Annotated in this window: 13 protein-coding genes; 7 read left to right on the top strand and 6 right to left on the bottom strand. The window is 52.3% G+C overall.

Annotation, left to right across the window (positions count from 1 at the left end; translation table 11 throughout):
• Genes P304_RS0100505 through P304_RS0100495 form a run of 3 tightly spaced genes read right to left on the bottom strand, consistent with a single transcriptional unit; the run spans nt 1 to nt 3,037 of the window.
• Nucleotides 1-1,329: a glutamate-1-semialdehyde 2,1-aminomutase gene (locus tag P304_RS0100505; protein ID WP_027388945.1), complete on the bottom strand. Its 1,329-nt coding sequence runs from the start codon at nt 1,327-1,329 to the stop codon at nt 1-3.
• A gap of 5 nt (nt 1,330-1,334) precedes the next feature.
• Entirely contained in the window at nt 1,335-2,048 is a 714-nt protein-coding gene (locus P304_RS13235; RefSeq protein WP_034763454.1) for a cytidylyltransferase domain-containing protein, read from the bottom strand.
• Entirely contained in the window at nt 2,045-3,037 is a 993-nt protein-coding gene (locus tag P304_RS0100495) for a Gfo/Idh/MocA family protein (RefSeq protein ID WP_027388944.1), read from the bottom strand. Before P304_RS0100495 ends, P304_RS13235 begins: the two co-directional genes overlap by 4 nt.
• 73 nt (nt 3,038-3,110) lie before the next feature.
• Between P304_RS0100495 and P304_RS0100490 the strand changes: the two genes are divergently transcribed.
• From P304_RS0100490 to P304_RS13225, 4 genes are read left to right on the top strand one after another with little or no spacing between them, the layout of a single operon-like run.
• Nucleotides 3,111-5,102 (top strand): motility associated factor glycosyltransferase family protein, encoded by a 1,992-nt coding sequence (locus P304_RS0100490; protein WP_027388943.1) that lies wholly within the window; start codon nt 3,111-3,113, stop codon nt 5,100-5,102.
• A gap of 54 nt (nt 5,103-5,156) precedes the next feature.
• The gene (locus P304_RS0100485; protein WP_027388942.1) at nt 5,157-12,149 is read left to right on the top strand and encodes a non-ribosomal peptide synthetase; all 6,993 of its coding nucleotides are present in this window, start codon (nt 5,157-5,159) and stop codon (nt 12,147-12,149) included.
• Nucleotides 12,150-12,194: 45 nt separating this feature from the next.
• Nucleotides 12,195-12,707 (top strand): NUDIX hydrolase, encoded by a 513-nt coding sequence (locus tag P304_RS15770; protein WP_051321270.1) that lies wholly within the window; start codon nt 12,195-12,197, stop codon nt 12,705-12,707.
• Nucleotides 12,708-12,710: 3 nt separating this feature from the next.
• Nucleotides 12,711-13,391, top strand: a complete 681-nt coding sequence (locus tag P304_RS13225) for a lysophospholipid acyltransferase family protein (protein WP_051321269.1) — start codon at nt 12,711-12,713, stop codon at nt 13,389-13,391.
• Here the strand turns inward: P304_RS13225 and P304_RS13220 are convergent.
• Together P304_RS13220 and yidD are read right to left on the bottom strand one after the other, a co-directional pair.
• Nucleotides 13,321-15,555: a heavy metal translocating P-type ATPase gene (locus P304_RS13220; RefSeq protein ID WP_034763451.1), complete on the bottom strand. Its 2,235-nt coding sequence runs from the start codon at nt 15,553-15,555 to the stop codon at nt 13,321-13,323. The two genes, P304_RS13225 and P304_RS13220, sit on opposite strands and share 71 nt — an antisense overlap.
• Before the next feature lie 19 nt (nt 15,556-15,574).
• Nucleotides 15,575-15,967 (bottom strand): membrane protein insertion efficiency factor YidD, encoded by a 393-nt coding sequence (gene yidD, locus P304_RS15765; RefSeq protein WP_160164984.1) that lies wholly within the window; start codon nt 15,965-15,967, stop codon nt 15,575-15,577.
• A 147-nt stretch (nt 15,968-16,114) separates the two neighbouring features.
• Here yidD and folP point away from each other — a divergent pair, with 147 nt between their 5' ends.
• The 3 genes from folP to P304_RS0100450 are packed head-to-tail and all read left to right on the top strand — an operon-like array spanning nt 16,115 to nt 18,605.
• Nucleotides 16,115-16,954, top strand: a complete 840-nt coding sequence (gene folP / locus P304_RS13210; protein ID WP_051321267.1) for a dihydropteroate synthase — start codon at nt 16,115-16,117, stop codon at nt 16,952-16,954.
• Complete coding sequence (gene cdaA / locus P304_RS0100455; RefSeq protein WP_027388941.1) at nt 16,942-17,724, top strand: diadenylate cyclase CdaA; 783 nt, start codon at nt 16,942-16,944, stop codon at nt 17,722-17,724. Before folP ends, cdaA begins: the two co-directional genes overlap by 13 nt.
• On the top strand, nt 17,721-18,605 hold the full coding sequence (locus P304_RS0100450) for a CdaR family protein (protein ID WP_027388940.1): 885 nt from the start codon (nt 17,721-17,723) through the stop codon (nt 18,603-18,605). The genes cdaA and P304_RS0100450 overlap by 4 nt, the downstream gene beginning before the upstream one ends.
• A 4-nt stretch (nt 18,606-18,609) precedes the next feature.
• On the opposite strand, the gene P304_RS15760 is transcribed toward P304_RS0100450, so the two are convergent.
• Complete coding sequence (locus P304_RS15760; RefSeq protein WP_051321266.1) at nt 18,610-20,091, bottom strand: GGDEF domain-containing protein; 1,482 nt, start codon at nt 20,089-20,091, stop codon at nt 18,610-18,612.
• Nucleotides 20,092-20,125 lie beyond the last annotated feature (34 nt).

The raw sequence follows: 20,125 nt of genomic DNA, 5'->3' as shown, positions 1-20,125 counted from the left end.
TTAATTCACCTTCCGAAATACCGGCTTGACCGGATTACCAACCAAGTATTTCTCCCAGCCATCTTCTAACGCCTGACGATACACTGGCAGCGCTCCGGCAAAGGCCTGCAGTGTCTGCTCAATTTCTGCTTCGCCATGACTCCACGTCGTGTAGAAAATCCCCTGCCACAGCAGACCACGGGCAATTAGCTCTTGCATCAGCAAGGTTTTCATCCCAAGGTCAATATTTCCCGCACGATTGCAGGTGTGCGTGTGCAGCATTGCGATATGGTTGCGCAGTTGAATGTAATCGTTTAAGCCATGCGCCGCGATCAGCGCCTCCAGCTCATATTTCAGCACAGCAGCACGGCGATGATTGTCGGGAATAATACCATTATTTTCCATCTCCGAAATCGTCGCCATCATCGCCGCCAAAGACACCGTTTCGGCGCCATGCGTGGTGGAAATCAGAAAAAGTCGTTCCCGACCTGCTTCAATCCCCCCTTGTTGCATAATTTCGCGACGCCCAGTTAATGCGCAGGCTGAAAACCCGTTGGCCATCCCTTTGCCCCATGTGGCAAGATCTGGAGTGATATCATACACCGCCTGAGCACCACGAATATTCCACTTAAAACCAGTAATCATTTCATCAAGAATAAAAAGAGCGCCATACCGTTGGCATAAGTCCTGAATAACTGGAAAAAAATTTGGTGTCGGTTCGATCCCGTTCATCGGCTCTAAAATCACACAGGCAATATCATCCCCATGTTCAGCGAAAATTTGCGTCAAACCGTCCGTATCGTTGTAATCAAAACCCAACGCGAGCGACTTTCCCGCAGAAGGGATCCCTTTATCGCAAGCGGTTGTTCCAATAAACCAATCATCATAACTGAAAAAAGGGTGGGAGCGGCAATAGACAACGTGACTTTTACCCGTATAGCCACGCGCCAGTTTTATGGCCGCCGTGGTCACCGTCGATCCATTTTTGGCAAACTTCACCATGTCATACTTGCCGCCGAAATGGTTCAGAATAAACTGCGCGGCTTCGTATTCCGTTTGCGATGGGCGCTGAAAGTTCAGCCCTTTTTCCAGCTCCGCGCGTACTGCCGCCAGTACTGGCTCGTAGGCGTGTCCAAGCGAAACCGATGTTAAACCCATCGACCAATCAATGTATTCGTTGCCATCCAAATCCCACACGTGTGCCCCTTGGCCACGCGCAATCATTCCTGGCGCTAAGTACGGAAACTGATCGGCCGCTTTAGAGTAGGTGTGCGCTCCCCCGGGGACAAGGGTTTGATAGTGCATTTGCGCTTGGCGTGAAAGGTGGTAACGGTCAGAAGGTTGAGACATAGCAGCTAACTCCGGCGGATCATTGCGGGTTGTTGAATCAGGAGCGAAATGATATCAAGCCATGTAAAGTATGGATTTATATCGTAAAGCGCAGCGTACACTAGCTCTACAAAGGCAAAATCTTCGGGATAATCCACCGTCCAGCGCAGTCCGCTAAAATCACTTGGGCCAACCACATTAAGACTCGTAAAATTGCCACACGCACTATCACCAACATGAGTGCGAATAAACGGCGTTACGTGTTCACGGTCGAAAGGTGATTCGGTCAGCGCGTGAGCGGCAAAGAGCGCTTCGGCGCGTACCACTTCTACGTCAAGGCCATCCGGCCACGTGTAGCGTAGCGTATTAGAAACATAATCAGCCGGAGTTGCTACCATTGTGCTAATAACGGCATCAATCACGTCTGGATCATGGAGTGGACAATCGCCGGTGAGCCGGACAACGATTTCACCCCCATAGTGCTTGGTAGCCAGAACAAAGCGTTCGAGTACATTATCAAGTGATCCACGAAAAACTTCAAAACCAGCGGTGCGCACCGTCGTAGCAAGCTCGTCATCCGCAGGATCGGTGCTTGTTACCAAGACAAGTTGGTCAATGTGTCTACTACGTGCGACGCGCTCCATCTGGTGCAAAATCATCGGCTTACCGAGTATAGGTTTGAGCACTTTTCCGGGGAGGCGATTGGAAGATGAACGGGCTTGGAGAAGAGCAAGTATCACACACAACCCCAATGTTGTTTGGCGCGGTCAAGTTCACGAATCAACCCAGCGGCCTCGGAAAAAGGGTTCTGACACGCTTCCGCCTTTTGGACTCGCAAAAAGAAGTCGTCCATCTGAGCGGTGTACATATCGTCAACATTGAATTGATACGCGGCAGACCTTACTGTATCCTTTTCGTCCTGTCCACGCCAAACTTGAACCATGTTCGCATGAAAATCCCAGCCGATTGTCCCTTTTTCACATATCACTTTTGCTTGCCGTGTATAACGGTGTTGCAAATAATCAAGGTGAATCGTACCCAGCGTTCCCGCGCAGCGAACGGCCAGCTCCGCGATTTCTTCGGTTTCGATGCCAAGGTGCCCCACATTACTGTTGCGTAAAAACTCGATCTGCAAAGAACCGAAGATAGACTGTGCCAGATCAATTTCGTGAATGGCATCCAGTAAAATACCACCACCAAGATCTTTGCGTGCGCTGTATGATTGACGATAATCTTGCCATGGGCGCCACTGTCGCAAGTCGAAACCAAACTCAAAGCGGAAATGGAGCACACGACCAAACTCCTGCGACTGCACCATGCGACGCACTATTTGCAACCCAGGATGAAAACGCATATTACAACTGACCATTGTGGGGATTTTTTTACTCTCGATCTGTGCCTCTAACGTGTCCAGTTGCTCGGTTGCCGCCACACACAGCGGTTTTTCGATAAAAACCGGAACCTGCCACGCCAGTACCCGCTCCAGCGACGTCAAATGATCACTATTTGGAGTGCATATCAATACCGCTTGCGGCACAGTGGTCAGATCGTCCAGAGTGTGATAGAAATTGATACCATGATAATGAGGTTCTTGTGCAACGGTAACATTGTATGCCGGATCGCATACCAAGATATGAGGGACGCGCCCAGTCAATAAGCGCGCGTACCGTCGTCCAATAGAACCAAAGCCGAGAATGAGCACCGTATCAGGATAGTTACAGGTTTGCATAAAACCTCCCGAAAAGATTGGCAGAATATGTGCATAAATTTACCAAAGAGAATCATCACACAGGGGGAAAGCGATGTCGATAGAGGAAAAAATTGTTACCGCAGATAAAATCGGCTATGACCAGCAAATCTATAAGAACAACCTCAAAGCGCTCAAGCAATGTCGCCCAGATCTCGCCAAACTCATCGAAAAAACTCCTCTCACCAATCGTTATGGCATCTCCCTCTATGAGAATAATATTCCCCGTCTTCACCTGCGTGATGGTGACGAGTGGAAATCACTGAGCGGCCCATTTGGCGAAAACCCTGTCACCTATTGCGAGCAAGAATGTTTTGATCAGATGAAGCCCTACTCGCGCACCATGATTTTTCTTGGTCATGGCATCGGATATCATCTTGCTGGATTCTTCAACCATCCCGATAAAATGGAAACCAGCAGTATTGTAGTGATTGAACGCGATCCCGAAGTGCTGAAAATAGCCATAGGATGTGTTGATTTAATCCCCTATTTTGCGCAGAAAAATATTCACTACATTGTTGGCATCGAAAGTCAGGAACTCTACCCGCTTTTTTGGAATCTCATCATGGAATTCCAGTGGCTGATGCTTCAAGCCCGCTCAACCTCGTACATGATTATGCCGAACCTTTTTTCTATCGCGAAAGACTACTACCTCGGCGCGGTCAAAGCTTACAACCAAGCACTCACGCAAACGATGGTGTTTTTTGGCAACGATCCGCACGATGCTCTCGTCGGAATCGAAAACATGATCCTCAATCTCAAACACATCGCCGATAACCCCGGCATCAATAGTTGTTTTAATAAGTTCAAAAGCGTACCCGCCATTATTGCCGCCACCGGTCCTAGCCTGAAAAAACAACTCCCGCTGCTCAAACAAGTCTACGACCAAGGTCAAGCCATAATCCTCGCTCCCGAATCGTCACTTGGACCACTCACCAGTGCCGGTATCCGTCCGCATATCGTGACCTCGCTCGAACGGGTCGACAACGTGCTGAAACTGATCGAAGGCTTTGACTTTGGCGATGATATGTTTTTTGCTGCTGCCCCCATCGTCGTGCCAGAAGTGTATGAAGCGTGCAAAGGGCGTAAGCTGATTTGCTATCGTGGCTATAAGCAGTTTAGCTGGCTCCAGATTGATCGCGGCCTGCTCTACATTAAAGGCTCAGCGGCCAACATGGGCTTTAACATCGCCACCACCCTTGGCTGTGATCCGATTATCCTGATTGGCCAAGATCTGGCCTACGGCCCCGGCGGGCAAACCCACGCCGAAGGGATGGTACTCGGTCATCATCAAGGGATCTATGTCCCTAAAAATCGTAAAGACTTGGTGCAGCTCCCGGGCTATTATGGTGGCGAGGTTCCGTCGAACGCCATCTGGCAACTTTTCTTGAACCACTATAAAACAGATATTTATGATGCCGTTAAACAAGGAACGACCGTCATTAACGCCACCGAAGGCGGGGCGTATATTGAAGGCGCTGACCATATCCCGTTTCAAACAGCGATTGAAGCGCACCTCGCCACACAGCCCCACCATGAAATAGTCGAAATTTTAACCAAAGCTGCCGATAGCGCTGTTTTGACCCCCAAAGACGATCTCCTGCGTGTCGCCAGCCGACTCGAACAGGCGATTGCCGTGACCGACGCTAACCTCGAAGCGTTGACAAAGGCCAGCGACCATGCTCAGGAAATTCTTTTGAAATACAAGGATTACGTCTACGACAACGCAACAGCAGAGGATTACAATCCCAAGGAAATTTTCAAAGATTACCGCGACCTCGAAATCAAGCGCGCTGCCACCAGAGCCATGCGCGACGAGCATTACGTCGCCCTCGTACTCCCCATCATCCAAGCCCCAATGATCCGTTTTGAGTCGCAATACCTCAACATGCCAGACGCCTTTGACAATCCGCGCGAAGGGCAAATCAACTCCATTCTGACCAGTGACAGTTACTACGACGAAGTCATCCCACTGGTCAAAATGGTACGCGACACACTCGCCGCCGGGAAAGAACAAGCCTTACAAGACGCCGCCAGTTATACGTAAGCCGCCGTAATCCAACACGAAACACCTTCACGCATTCCAAACGGGCAGGAAAGCATGATTTCTAAAGCGAATGTCAAAAATATTTACCCCTTAACGCCACTGCAAGAGGGGATTTTATTTCATGATTTGTACGATGGCGGCGCCGCATATTTCGAGCAACTCTGCTACCGATTACGCGGATCGTTTGATGTTGAATGTTTCCGGTTTGCATGGGACGAACTGGTACGCCGTCACGATGTGCTGCGCACCATCTTTGTGCATAAAGATACCCCGCGACCACTGCAAATCGTCTTGAAAGAATGGCGTATTGAGTTCACCGTTGTTGATAGTCGGGCACTCATTCCCCATGAAGCGCAGCAGCGTATTGACATACTCAAGCAAAACGATCGTCGCCGCCCATTCCTCCCCTCCAAAGAGCCACTGACCCGCATCACCGTTATTTTACTGTGCGCCAATGAAGTTGAAGTGATCTGGAGCCATCACCACATCATTCTTGATGGCTGGTCGGTGGGCATTCTCCAAAGCGAATTGCTTGATATCTACGCGGCGCAACTCCATGGAAAATCGCACGTACTCGCGCCACCCATCCCATTTTCCCACTACGTCACGTGGATTGAAAAGCAAGACACCGCCGCCTCACAACACTTTTGGCAGGAAATGCTCGACGGATTTCCTCAAGCAACTGGTTTGCCGCAATGCCCCACCACAGAAAATCCAAACGCCTCACGGATGGATTTCATCTGGCAGCTTGACCCCCAGCGCACGGCACAGCTCACTACTATTGCGGCAACAAGCGGCGTCACCCTGAACGTACTGGTGCAAACCGTGTGGAGCATCCTGCTGAGTCGGTATAATGGCACCGATGATGTCGTCTTTGCCGCCACCGTGTCGGGTCGTCCCGAAGGGTTGCGCGGTGTCGAAACAATGGTCGGGCTCTTTATTAACGCTGTGCCGGTGCGGATCCGTCTCCAGCCGACGGCGACATTGCCACACGTACTGCACACCGTTCAGCGCGACACACTGGCCGCCGCGCGCCACCATTGGTGTTCGTTGGCCGAAATCCAGGCCGCCACCCCACTGCGTCAGGGGCTACTCGATCACATCCTGATTTTTGAAAACTACCCTCTTGACGAGCGACTGCACACCACTGAGGCGACAGCAGCCTGCGGCTTTACCATGCTCCGTGCTGAGCTTCACGAAAATACCAACTACCCCTTTGAGCTTTCGGTTGTGCCGAGTACCGCGCTCACCTTTCGCATGGGATATGACCCAAATATCTACGCCCCGGCACTGATAGAACGCATCGCTTGGTCGTTGGAATTCCTTTTTGATCAAGTCGTGGAGCAGCCAGCGCGTTTAATAGCCGAGTTTTCTGTACTTGCGCCGCAACATATTCACGAAATAACTGCGGAGTTCAACACACCTCCGAAACCCTTTGCGCACGTAACCGTGGCCGATCTCCTGACACAACAAGCCCTGGCCACGCCCGACCGGATAGCATTAGTCTGTGAATCGCGCCGCCTTGCCTATCGCGAACTCCACCAATCCGCCAACCGCGTTGCCAATTTCCTGCTCCAGCAGTTTTCGGTAAAGGCTGATCAAGTCGTTGCCATTTTGATGGATCGTTCAGAACGGATGGTTGCCGCCCTCTACGGAATAATTCAGGCGGGAGCCGCCTACTTGCCGCTTGACCCGACATTTCCCGCCGCGCGCACAGCGTACATGCTGCAAGACAGCGGCTGCCGCATCGTAATGACAGAAGCCAAGCATCGCCATCTTCTGTTCAGTCAAGCTGACCAACTGGCAATTGTCGAACTCGACACTCTCCCTGATACCGCCACCACCGAGCCCCATCGCATTATTGCCCCTGAGAATCTGCTCTACCTCATGTATACCTCGGGCTCCACCGGACTCCCTAAAGGGGTGATGCTGGAGCACCGCCATGTAGTGAGTTTTCTACAAAATATGACCCAAACATATGGGCTCACCGCAGAAGATACGCTTCTCGCCTTAACCACGATTACCTTTGATATCTCGGTGCTAGAGCTGATTTGCCCACTGATGCTTGGCATGACCATCGTTGTAGCCAATGACACCGACGCCAATAGCCCATCGCAAGCCGTGGCGCTGCTGCAACGCGAGCGGGTTACTGTTTTGCAGGTAACCCCTTCACGACTCAAACTGATGCTTGAAAGCAGCGATATCGCCGCTTTCGCCGAGCTGAACGCCTTACTGGTCGGCGGCGAGCCATTACCGGAATCAATGTTTCAGCAGTTGCAAGCACTCCACAACACAGCATTATTTAACGTGTATGGCCCCACCGAAGCGACCATTTGGTCAACCACGAAACGGCTGAATGGAGCCGCCACGCTCACCATCGGCACGCCACTCATTGACGAAGAGGTGTTGATCCTTGCACCCGATAGCACGCTTCAGCCCGTTGGCGTTTGGGGCGAAATTTGCATTGGCGGTCAGGGCGTCGCGCGTGGCTATTGGCAGCGTCCAGAGTTAACCAGCGAACGCTTTACACAACACCCACTTCGTCCCGCCGAACGGATCTACCGCACCGGCGACAGCGGGCGCTGGCTTCCCTGCGGCGAACTGCAATGTGGTGGGCGGCTCGATACTCAGGTAAAAGTGCGCGGTTACCGCATCGAAATTGGAGAAATCGAGCACGCCCTTCTGGCACTTGCCGGCGTACAAACAGCGGTGGTGCGTGTTGTTGACATGAATGGCGTCAATGAAATCGCTGCGTACCTTGTGTCTGACCAAACCCCCATGCCGACACCACACGAATTGCGCGCGCAACTCAGCACCACACTTCCGGACTACATGCTCCCCACGTGGTATATTCCTATTGATGCCATACCACTGACGCCCAACGGCAAAACCGACCGTAACGCCTTGCCGCACCCCAGTCACGCCGCACCACGCCACAGTGATACCTCTGCTACAACCGAACCGTACTCCGAAACCGAGCGACGCCTCGCCCAAATCTGGCAGCGTATTCTGGGAATCGACCATGTGGGACGACACGACTCTTTCTTTGATCTTGGTGGGCACAGCATCAAAGCCATCCGCATGGGCACCGCCATCGCCAAAGAATTTGGCCAAGAGATCCCTCTCTCGCTGATTTTCGCCCATCCCACCATTGCCACCTTTGCCCAGACTCTCACGAGCCAAAATAGTACTACCGATATGCTCCAACCACTGGCACAACGGGAGTGGTATCCCGCATCAGCTGGGCAACGGCGCATGTGGGTGTTGCAGCAGATGGCGCCTGAATCGCCCGCCTACACCATGCCGCTCACCCTCAAGCTCGGTGGCCGTATTGATCGCCACGCCCTGCAATCGGCCTGCGCCATACTGGTGGCGCGCCATGAATCGTTACGGACGATCTTCGCTGAGCGCGACGGCATGCCAGTGCAAGTCGTGCTCCCATCACTGCCAGATGTTTTTTCTTTCCATGATCTGCGCGAAGTCAACCAACCGTGGGATACGGCGATGCGCGCTGCGGCAGACGAAATTGCCATACCGTTCGATATGACCCAACCCTCACTCTGGCGGGTGCACCTCTTCCAGACTGCAACCAACGAAGCGTTGCTGCTGCTGACCATGCACCACAGCATTGGCGATGGCTGGTCGTGGAATATCCTCCTGCGCGAATGGGTCACGGCCTACCGCGCTATCGCTGGAGGAGCAACGCCGACCTTCGCGCCCCTCGCCATTCAGTACAAGGAGTGGGCGGATCACCAACATTCCGCGATGGCCACCACACGTTTTGCCGCCATGCGGCGCTACTGGCAGAGTCTCTTTGCCGCAATACCCGCGCCGCTGGAACTCTCGCTCGATTTTCCCCGTCCCCGCATTCGCCGCGAGGATGGAGCGTCGACGACATTTACCCTTGAGCCAGCCGTGGTATCAGCACTCCATTCACTTGCGGCAAAACGCGAAGCCACCCTGTTTATGGGATTGCTGGCCATACTCAATACGTTACTTTTCCGCCTGAGTGGCCAAAGCGATCTCACCGTTGGTATTCCCGTCGCCGGTCGACCGCACCATGCTCTCGAAGGGGTTGTGGGTTTTTTTGTGAATACCTTGGCGCTACGCAACCAACTTGAAGGGACGGCTCCGTTTACAGAACTGCTCGACCAAATTCGGAGCAACGCTCTGGCGGCCTATGAGCATCAACTCTACCCTTTCGATACTTTGGTCGGTGAGCTTGCGCTGCCGCGAGACACTGCACGCACCCCGCTGTTCGATGTTATGGCAGTATTGCACGAAACCGGTGCCGAGCTCCCAACGCCGCCTGACCTCAGCATTACCGCCGTACCAGCGCTCTTGGAATATAGCCGTTTTGATCTGACGTGGAATTTTTCACCTCAACCCGATGGCAGTTTGCAACTGCTGCTTGAATATGCCACCGCACTGTTCCGACCTGAAACCGCGCAAAGGATGGCCGCCCGTTTTGTGCAATTAGTCCGCGCGGTTACCGAAGCTCCTGCCGCATCGCTGCAAGATTTGCAGCTCCTCCCCGCCAGCGAACAGGCCGAGTTGCAGCAACAGGCGGCAGGCACCACGCATCCGGACCCCGTCCATACAACCATGAGTGAACAATTCCGGCACCACGCCGCACAGGCTCCCGACGCCGTTGCGCTTATCGCCGCTGACCGTACGATTTGCTATGGCGAACTCGATCGTCTTTCGGATCTCTGCGCCGCCTCCCTGCAATATCGCTATGCGATGGGCATTGAAGAGCCAATTGGCGTGATGACTGGGCGCAATTCACACCTCATCATCGCCCTACTGGGCGTGTTAAAAAGCGGTGGTGTCTACCTGCCGATTGATTCCACGCAACCCGAAAGTCGCATTCGGCACATCTTGAGCGATAGCGGCGTGCGCCGCCTGCTGGTCGATCATGAAACGAGCCCACGTGCCGCAACCTTTCAGAGCGACGTGACGCTCATCAACATCGAATCGATCGTGCAAGGCGAAACTCCGGCAAACGTGCCCCATTCGCCAGTAGCTTCGTCAGCGGCCTATATCATTTATACCTCTGGCTCAACTGGACTCCCGAAAGGCGTTTTGCTGGAGCATGGTGGTTTTATGAACATGATTTGCGATCAGATTCGCACCTTTGGCATTGCCCCCCAGGATCGCTGCCTCTTGTTTTCATCGTTCTCATTTGACGGAGCGATGTCGGAAATTTTCCTCGCCTTGCATGCTGGCGCGACCCTGGTGATCGCCAGTCAGGAACAGGTGGCCGACCCCATACTCTTTTCGGCGTTTCTCCAGCAACGTGAAGTTACCGTAGCGACCTTACCGCCCGTCTACCTCAACGCATTGCGCGCCAATGGTGTATCGCTTGATCCACTGCGGATACTTATCACGGCGGGCGAAGCCGCCATCGCGCACGACCTGTTGGCGGTAGCACGTGACCGAATCGTGTTTAACGCCTACGGACCGACCGAAGCTTCGGTATGCAGCGCCATTCACCGCGTCGATCCGACCCATGCTTACCATGATGCCATCCCCATCGGAAACCCAATGGCGAACAGCGAGCTCTTGATTCTTGACGACCAACTCCAGCTCGTTCCCTACGGTGTTACTGGGGAAATTTGTGTCGCGGGGCCAGGATTGGCACGCGGTTACATTGGGAGTCCAGAGCGAACGGCAGAAAAGTTTGTGGCACATCCCTATCGTTCTGGTGCACGCCTGTATCGCACTGGCGACCGAGGATTTCGTACCTATGACGGCGCCGTTCAGTTTGTCGGTCGTCAGGATGATCAAGTGAAACTCCGAGGCTACCGGATAGAGTGTGGCGAAACCGAACGTGCCTTGATCAACCACCCTTTGATTACGGGTGCAACGGTGCTCGTGCAGGGCGAGGGAAGCGAACGGGAGCTCGTTGCGTTTCTGCTTGCTGAGTCCACTTTAGAAACGGCTGAGGTGAAAATATTTCTAGGCCAGTATCTCCCGGCGTATATGATCCCATCGCGCTACCATACCCTTGCCACCTTCCCACAAAACAGTAACGGCAAAGTTGACCGCCAAGCTCTGTTGCGGATGTCACGTACGGTTGAAAATACGCCCCAAACGTGCACGCCACCAACGACCCCAATGGAGCGTCAGTTGGCCACGCTATGGGAACAAATTTTACAGCGCACCAACATATGCCGCGACGATTCTTTTTTTGATGTAGGTGGGCAGAGCATTGCCGCGATGCACTTGGTAGCCGCCATCAAAAACCAACTCAATCTGACGCTCCCCTTGCCATTCGTGTTTCGTTTTCCAACTCTCCGAGCCATGGCGCAGCAGTGCGAACAGATTCGCTCCTTTTGTGCCTGTAGCCGTGAAGAGGAACCACTCTGCTTGCAAGCAGGATCAGGTATATCCATCTTTGCCTTCCCTCCCATTACCGGCTATCCTATGGTGTACTCTGGGTTGGCACGCTCACTTGGCGATCATACTTTCTATGGCTTTACGTTTTTAGAGCGTGACGATCGCTTGCAACGCTACCGGATGGAAATCAAACGCCTTCAGCCCCAAGGAGCAATTACGCTGCTGGGCTATTCGAGTGGCGGAAATCTGGCTTTTGAAGTTGCTAAAGAGCTGGAAAAGCATGGACGTACCGTTGCGCGGTTGATACTGCTGGATAGTTGGGTTCGCCTTGCTTCGCGCACTCTCTCTCTTGACTCAGCGTGTGCCGAACACCTTGATATGCCGCTTTCTGGTGAATATGCCATGGCCATGGAGCACCCGCAGCTTCGCGCGCTCGCCCAGCAAAAACTGTATGCCTACCTCCATTATATTGACACGACAACTACCGAAGGGGTGGTTGCCGGCGATATTGTGTTACTTCAGGCGGAAGCGTCCGAACTACTGGAGGGGATGTCGCAAACATGGGGGCAGCACACTGCGGGAGCCTTTCATGTGTTGGCAGGGAGTGGCACCCACCTGACTCTGTTGGACGATCCTTGGGTGAAAACGAATGGGTCGCTCGTCAAAGTTGCGCTTGATGAATCGATGAAAATCGGGCAGTCTTAGCGGCGCACAGAATCACTATCCGCCTTGATTGTAGGGAGACATACGATGGGAAAATACCTTGAACTGAAATATGCTGAGGGGGGCTGGGAATATGTCAGCCGCGTCAATTGCCGTGGTGCGGTCATTATTCTGGTGTATCACCAAGATCGCGATGAATACCTGATGGTGGAGCAATACCGTCCGCCCGTGCAGCAGCGCGTACTGGAATTTCCTGCCGGGCTCATCGATGGCAATGACACCCCTATGGCCACGGCGCTGAGAGAACTTGAAGAAGAAGCAGGGATTACGCTCACGGATGAACAACTTATTCCGCTTGGCATCGTGTATAGCTCCGTTGGTATGACCGACGAAAAAATCTGGTTTTATGCCGTTACCATCACTCATTCCACGCCGATGCGTCCCCTTAATCTGCAAGGGGCTGAATCACATCATGGTTTGGTCACGCGCTGGGCAAACGAAAACGATATTTTGCAGAGCGTGGCCGCTAAAGCTATTTCGATTTATGCCCGTTTTCGCGCGTGGCAACACAACCCCAATCTCATTTTTCCGGAGCACTGATCCATGTCACCACTTTATTTGCTCTATATCAAATTTACCTGTTGGTGTGTATGGCACTATTTGACCACTCTTAACCGGTGCCAGTTTATTGGGCTGGAACATATTCCCCCAGCCACGTCACCTGCACTTTTCTTGGCAAACCATATCAGCCAGTACGAAACACTGGCCATCCCCGCCGCTGTTGTGTTGAATCAACGGCGCTTTTCCATCCGTGCTGCTGCCAAAGAAGAACTGCTTCACGCTCCTGTCATCGGCTGGATTATGCGCAGTTTTAAAATTATCCCAGTCAAGCGTGGTCGCGCGGCAAAAGCCTTTGCCAGTATTATCAGTCATGTACAACAAGGAATTTCCGTCATGATTTTTCCGGAAGGAACTCGCTCGAAAGATGGGAAACTCGGCAGCGCCAATCGCGGCATGGGGAAGTTAATGATCGATACCGGTGTCCCGATCGTGCCGATTCATGTTTCAGGATTTCGCGACTGGAAGCCCTTCCGGCTTGGACAACGCGCCATCGTCCGCTTTGGTGTTCCCTATATTCCTGCCATTCCCGAAGAAATTACGCCGGAAGCGGAGCGGGCGGTACTGCAAAAACTTGCCGACGACGCCATGGCGACTATCGCGCAATTGGCACCCGCCGTAGACGCAACGCATTCCCCAACACTGATACCGAACTCAGACTCATAGCCGCCGCTGCAATCATTGGGTTGAGCAGTGGCCCGCCAAAAAGTGTCAACACGCCAGCGGCAATCGGAATGCTGGCGGTATTGTAAAAAAATGCCCAGAAAAGATTTTGCCGGATATTGCGGATTGTGGCACGACTGAGATTCAGGGCAAACACCACATCGTGCAGATCACTTTTCATGAGCACGATATCGGCGGACTCTACCGCCACATCGGTTCCCGAACCTATCGCCATGCCAACATCCGCTTGCGCCAATGCCGGGGCATCGTTAATACCATCGCCAACCATGGCAACTTTTTTCCCCTGTTGTTGGAGTTGTTGCACATATCCGGCTTTCTCAGCGGGCAACATACTCGCTACAAAATCATCCACTCCGGCTTGAGCGGCAATGGCAGCGGCTGACTCCGGCCCATCGCCGGTCAGCATCACCACTTCCAATCCCATCGCACGGAGGGTGGTAATCGCGGCACGGCTCGTCTCTTTTATCGTATCGGCAATCGCAAACCACGCGACGGCAATTCCATCGATTGCCAAGAATACCAATGTTGCCCCTTGCTGCGCATACGGTTGATAGGCCGTTGCGAACGGCGCAATATCGACATGCTGTTCTTCCATCAAACGGCGGCTACCCAGCAGGACGGTTTGCGAGGAGGTTGATGCCTGAACGCCACGTCCGGGAATTGCTTCAAAAGTTGTCAATGTAATGTTTGTTGCCACATTTTGTTGCTCCGAAACGGCATGGCGAATCGCCACATCAAGCGGGTGGGAACTGCGACTGATGACAGCGTGCAAAAGTGGAATGGTATGCGTCAAAGACAGGGAAGTCTGGCCGTCAGACCCGCCAAGTCCTATCACGCGTGGTTGACCGCTGGTAATAGTGCCGGTTTTATCAAGCACTATAGTTGTGACCCGACACGCGGTTTCTAATGTTTCACCCCCTTTGAACAACACGCCATTTTCGGCACCACGTCCGGTTCCCACCATAATAGCGGTTGGAGTTGCTAAACCAAGCGCACAGGGACAGGCGATAATCAGCACCGCAATCAGCACCGAAAATACAAACGAAACGGGCGCACCGGCGACCCACCACAGAGCCGCCGCCCCAAGCGCAATAGCCAGCACCGCCGGAACAAAATAGCCGGATACCTGATCGGCTAAACGGGCAATGGGAGCGCGCCCTTGTTGTGCTTGTTGCACCATCCAGATAATCCGCGCCAGCGTTGTGTCGCTGCCAATGCGCACCACCTTCACATCTATCGAACCGACAAGGGCGATACTGCCACCTGTCACGACTGCGCCAACTGCCTTTTCGACCGGAATACTTTCGCCGGTCAACATCGACTCATCCACGGTGGTTGCTCCCGCGATCACTACCCCATCGACTGGGATTTTTCCGCCAGGACGGACGCGGACAATATCATTGAGCTGCACGTCTTGAACGGGAACTTCACACTCTGCACCATTGCGCACGACCAAGGCGCTTTTTGCTCCCAGATTCATCAGTGTTTCAATAGCCAGTGAAGTTTTTTGCTTTGATCGCTCTTCCAGGTATTTCCCGACCATCACCAAGGCCAGAATAACGGCTGCCGATTCAAAATAGAGGAGGTGCACCCAATGGGTATGACCAGCGGCTATCTGCCACAAGCCAAACAGGCTGTAGCCGAGCGCTGCACTGGTTCCAAGGGCGATGAGTGAATCCATATTCGGTGCGAGTTTTACGAGGTTGCGCACGCCAATGCGGTAAAAACTCCGTCCGGTTACTACGACGGGAAGTGTCAACAAAAGCTGCGCGACGGCAAAGGAAAGCGGCGCTGTGTCTGGCGAAAGCCACGCTGGCGCGGGAAGACCTGTCATGCCAACGCCCATCGCGAGGATAAAAACGAGTGCGGCAAATACCAGCGCAATCGCCAGATTCGTCCCGCTCCACGTGTTGGCGGTGGCCATATCGGCATCGTCTGGAAGCGATGGTTCATACCCGAAATCACGGATCATCTGCGCAATGCGGTCGGGAGTCACCAACGTTTCATCGTACACAAAAAGGCCACGATTGGTTGCCAGATTCACTGATGCCTGCTGTATGCCGGGAAGTTTTTTTTGTACTCGCTCAACGCGTCGGGCACATGCCGCACACGTCATGCCCGAAATTGCAAATTCTATTTTTTCCATGCGCGATATCCTTGCTGTATTACTTGCTTTGTAAGAGGTTGCGTTCGATAGGGTCGTACACATACCAACGACCGTTCCGGAAAATCCGACTCGGGTTGTCGCTCATATCGGCCTCGTGCAGCATGCGATCCGCACCCATAAACATCCCGCGCCATAATCCAAAGCGGTCAATTGCTTCCAGCGTATAATGACTGCACGAAGGATAGGATGGACAGCGGCTATGATCGGTGCGCGACAAGGTTTCTTGATACACTCGCAGTAATCCTTTCCCCAGCGCCTTTCCCGGTGAAAGTGATGTAGATGGTGTTTGCGAAGGTGGCACTGTCGTATCCCAAGGGCTTTTCATGGCATCATCCGCAGATGCGGACACACTTCCAAGAAGTATCACCAGTAGACTCAGCCAAACACGCATGGCGTTCTCCTCTCTGAAATTACCGAGTATGTACCATAGAATGGGGTGTGAAACGCCGATAAAAATTTTCTGCTTGTGATTTTTCACATGCGTTTTGCCTCGGTATTGTGGTATTTTTTCACCCATTACATCTCCGGGAGCCCTATTGTGACCCCGTTTCCCCGACTTGCCGCTATTGTCAATATTACGCCCGACTCATTCAGCGACGGTGGGCGCTACTATTCGCCCGACCATGCGCTCGAACATGCTTGGCAGTGCATCGCTGACGGCGCAGATATTATTGATCTGGGTGGCGAATCAACTCGTCCCGGTTCCGTTCCGGTCTCAACTGACGAACAGTTGCACCGTATCATGCCCGTGCTGGAACCGCTTGTGGCTCGTGGTATCGCTGTTAGTGTCGACACAACCTGTGCCGAAGTTGCCCGTCAGGCTATTGTGGCGGGCGCTATAATGATTAATGACGTCAGCGGCGGTATGGACTCGCCGCAGATGATCCCTTTGGTGGCGAATAGTCAAGTGGCATACTGCTTAATGCACCGTCGCGGCGATTCGTCCACGATGCAACACCATACACAGTATGGCAATGTGGTTGCTGAGGTGCATCAATGGCTCTTGGCACAAGCCAAGGTTTTCCTGCAATGTGGCGGTATGCCAGAAAACCTCTACCTTGATCCGGGGATTGGTTTCGGAAAAGACGTTCGCGGCAATATACAACTGATTCTACACATGCACGCGCTCCGCAAGGCGGGCTTTCAAACCTACCTTGGGGCAAGTCGCAAAACATTTATCGGGGAGGTTTGCGGAGAACGCGATCCGCAACAACGAATTGCTGGCAGCCTTGTCGTCGCGCTGGAAGCTTGGCGTCAAAACGTAGACATTCTCCGCATTCACGACGTTGCTGCTACGCGTCAGGCACTCCTGATGGCGCAAGCTCTTCAGCAAACCATGGCAGAACCAAGGAAGGATCTTTCTGAATGCTTGACCTGATTTTCAGCATGACATGGCGCGATGCCCTTGATATTTCCCTTGTCTCGGTAATTATCTACCGTGTGCTGACATTTTTGCGTGGTACGACGGCGTTTCAGGTGCTGGCTGGTTTAATTCTGGTCTTGCTGGTTTCGTTTTTTTCCCAACTCCTTGAACTCCAAACTATCTACTGGCTTGTGCGTAACATTACGGGTTACTTAGTGCTCGCGATTCTGATTCTCTTCCAGCCCGAAATTCGCAAGTTTTTGGTGAGTATTTCGCAAAATGAGATGTTCCGCTTTTTTACCAAGTCGGACGAAAAACAACTTGAAGTCTTGGACGAAATTGTCAAAGCCTGCGCTAACCTCTCTTCGCGTCAGATCGGCGCGCTGATTGTGATTGAGCGCGAAGTAGACATTCAGGGACATGCCGATATTACCGTTGAGCTTGATGCACTGGTGGTGAAAGAGTTGTTGATCAGCATCTTTCAGCACCAAAGCCCGATCCATGATGGCGCCGTACTGATCCGTAAAAATCGCATTCACGCGGCGGGATGTTTTCTAACCGTAAGTATGAATCCTGATATCGATAAAATCCTCGGCACGCGCCACCGCGCCGCCATTGGTGTAACGGAACAAACCGACTGCGTGTGTGTCATTGTCAGTGAAGAAACGGGTGCTATCAGTATTGCTATCAACGGGAAGATTATCCGTAAACTTGATAGTGCGACGTTGAAAAAAGTGTTGCGCAACATCTTTACCCCGAAAGTGACGAAGGGGGTGAAAAAATGAAAGAATTTTTCATTGATAATTTGCTGGCCAAAGTGATTGCCGTATTTTTCGCAATTATTTTGTGGGCGATGGTAAAAGGGAGCGATCAGGGCGTTTCAACCCTCAGCATCCCTCTGACGTTCATTGATGTGCCTGCGGAAAAGTCGGTTATCAGCTCCGCTAATTTTGTCGAAGTTCGCCTCGCTGGTCCGCGCAGCCTCCTTTCCAGCAACGTGTTGCGCCAAAGTCGTGTTGAAATTTCGGTCGCCAACGCCCCACTGTCACAGGAACAAAACATTACCATTGAACCCAGCATGGTGCGCGTGCCGTTTGGGCTTGAGGTACAAAGCATTCGCCCGTCAATCCTTGAGTACCGCATCGAAAAGGTTGTCGCCGTCTTAGCCACGATTACTCCCACCCTGATTGGCACGTTGAGTGAAGAGTTTGATCTGGAACGGGTTACGATTAAACCGCAGGAGATTACGCTGGCGGTTCCCGCGACCGAAGTCGCGAACTACAAAGTCGTCAAAACAACCCCGATCGATATCAGTACACTCAAGGATTCGGCGGTTATCTCCACTTCCATCATGATCCCATCATCGATATCATTTTCGGAACAGGAGATTACGGTTGCGATTGACATCAAGGAAAAATCACTGCAACGGACGTTGACCCAAGTACCCGTTATCACCGAGAAGGCATTTCTCCCTTCGCCGCCCTTCATTAAGGTCACGGTCGAAGGTCGCCATTCCGTGGTCAGTGCCATCAATCCTTTTGCGCTTGAAGCCAAAGTTGATACGAGTGGCACGGTAGAAAGTATTCGGGGGCTGGAAAATATTTCGGCCAAAATCATTGCGATTGAACCACGCCAGATCGTACTCATCGACAACGAATCTGAGTAACCAATTACCGTTCCCCGTGAGCCGAAATGCAGTTTCGCCCTTTATGTTTCGCCTGATAGAGTTGTTTATCCGCAAGACCAATAATGTCCCCTGGCAGCAGATTGGGGTGGCACGGGATAGAGATAATTCCAATGCTGACCGTTATCACGTCAGCAACCTGTGAATGGCGGTGCGGAATCGCCAACGCAGCAATTTTTTGCTGAATAAAGGTGGCCACCGCCATTGCTCCCGTTTTATCTGTTTCCGGCAGAATGCACGCAAATTCCTCGCCACCGTATCGCGCCACGACATCGCCTGCACGATGGACACTTTCCTGTAATATCCGCGCAATTTGCTGTAAGCAGGTATCGCCCGCAATGTGGCCATAGGCATCATTAAAGTTTTTAAAGTAGTCAATGTCGATCATAATCAATGAAAGTACACCATAATGCCGTGCCAAGCGGGCACATTCCTTTTGCAGTGTTTCATCGAAGTGACGTCGATTTGGGATGCCTGTTAATCCGTCCGTGTTGGCAATCATGCGCAGTTTTTCTTCGGCTTCCATAATCCGTGTGAAGTCGCTGTCGATCTTCATCATCATCTGATTTAGCGCCTGGTTGAGACGACTGATTTCATTGGTGCCATCTTCTGTCAGTTTATTGCGTGCTTTGCCATTCGCCACATCAATGGCGAATTGTAGCGTCCGCGACAGGGGTTTTTTTATGACGTAATGCAGGATAAGAATAACCAAGATGAGTGCGGGAAAGGAGACCATAAAACTAAGCACCAGAATGCTCAGAATATTTTCATTCTTTTGATCAATAATCACATCATTATTCAGTGTTACCCGTATCCAGGAAGCAATTTCGCCATTTTTCCAGTTCAGGTGACAACGGGTGCAGTCAGACATGACTGGCAGCTCATAATAAAAGTGGGACTGATTTTTCTCGATACGATAGGAAAAGTGCTCACGAAAGCGCAGATCGGTATCGCGCAGCACATGACATTGGCCGCAAGAGCGCCCGGCTTTGTTGTGTTGTGCAATATGCTCGCGTGCCTGCGGCGTCTGATGAACATCACGCAAATACCAATCATTGCGCTGATAGCGCCCTTGAGTGGATTCGTACAGGTGAACATTGGGATTTTCCAGCACCCCATCACGCAGAATAAAGGGTTTCCCTACCGTTACATAGTTGGAATGGTAGTTCATCAAGCCATTGCGGCCATACATGGCAACCGATTCGATTTCGTTCACTTTCGTAAAGCTATCGATAACGCGTTGAAAGGTATTGCGTTGCCCTTTATTGATAGAGTCTTCCGTGTTTTTTAACAACATATCGAGAAAGCTTTTCCCGTGAAGAACTAACCGCTCTTCGGTCATATTTTCTTGAAGCTGGAGGTAGACGAAAAAGGAAGCACTGAACAGCGTAAAGCCACAGACGCAGAGATAGGCAACTGCGCGAACGGTTATCGAATGCAGAAAGGGGACGGTAAACTTATGTGACATAGCGACCCTTTCCCAAATCAGCTTCTCTGCGACG

Source organism: Chrysiogenes arsenatis DSM 11915 (assembly GCF_000469585.1).
In the GTDB taxonomy this organism is placed as follows: Bacteria; Chrysiogenota; Chrysiogenetes; order Chrysiogenales; family Chrysiogenaceae; genus Chrysiogenes; species Chrysiogenes arsenatis.
The sequence above is the reverse complement of the archived record's forward strand: the minus strand, read 5'-3'. Positions and strand labels throughout refer to the sequence as shown.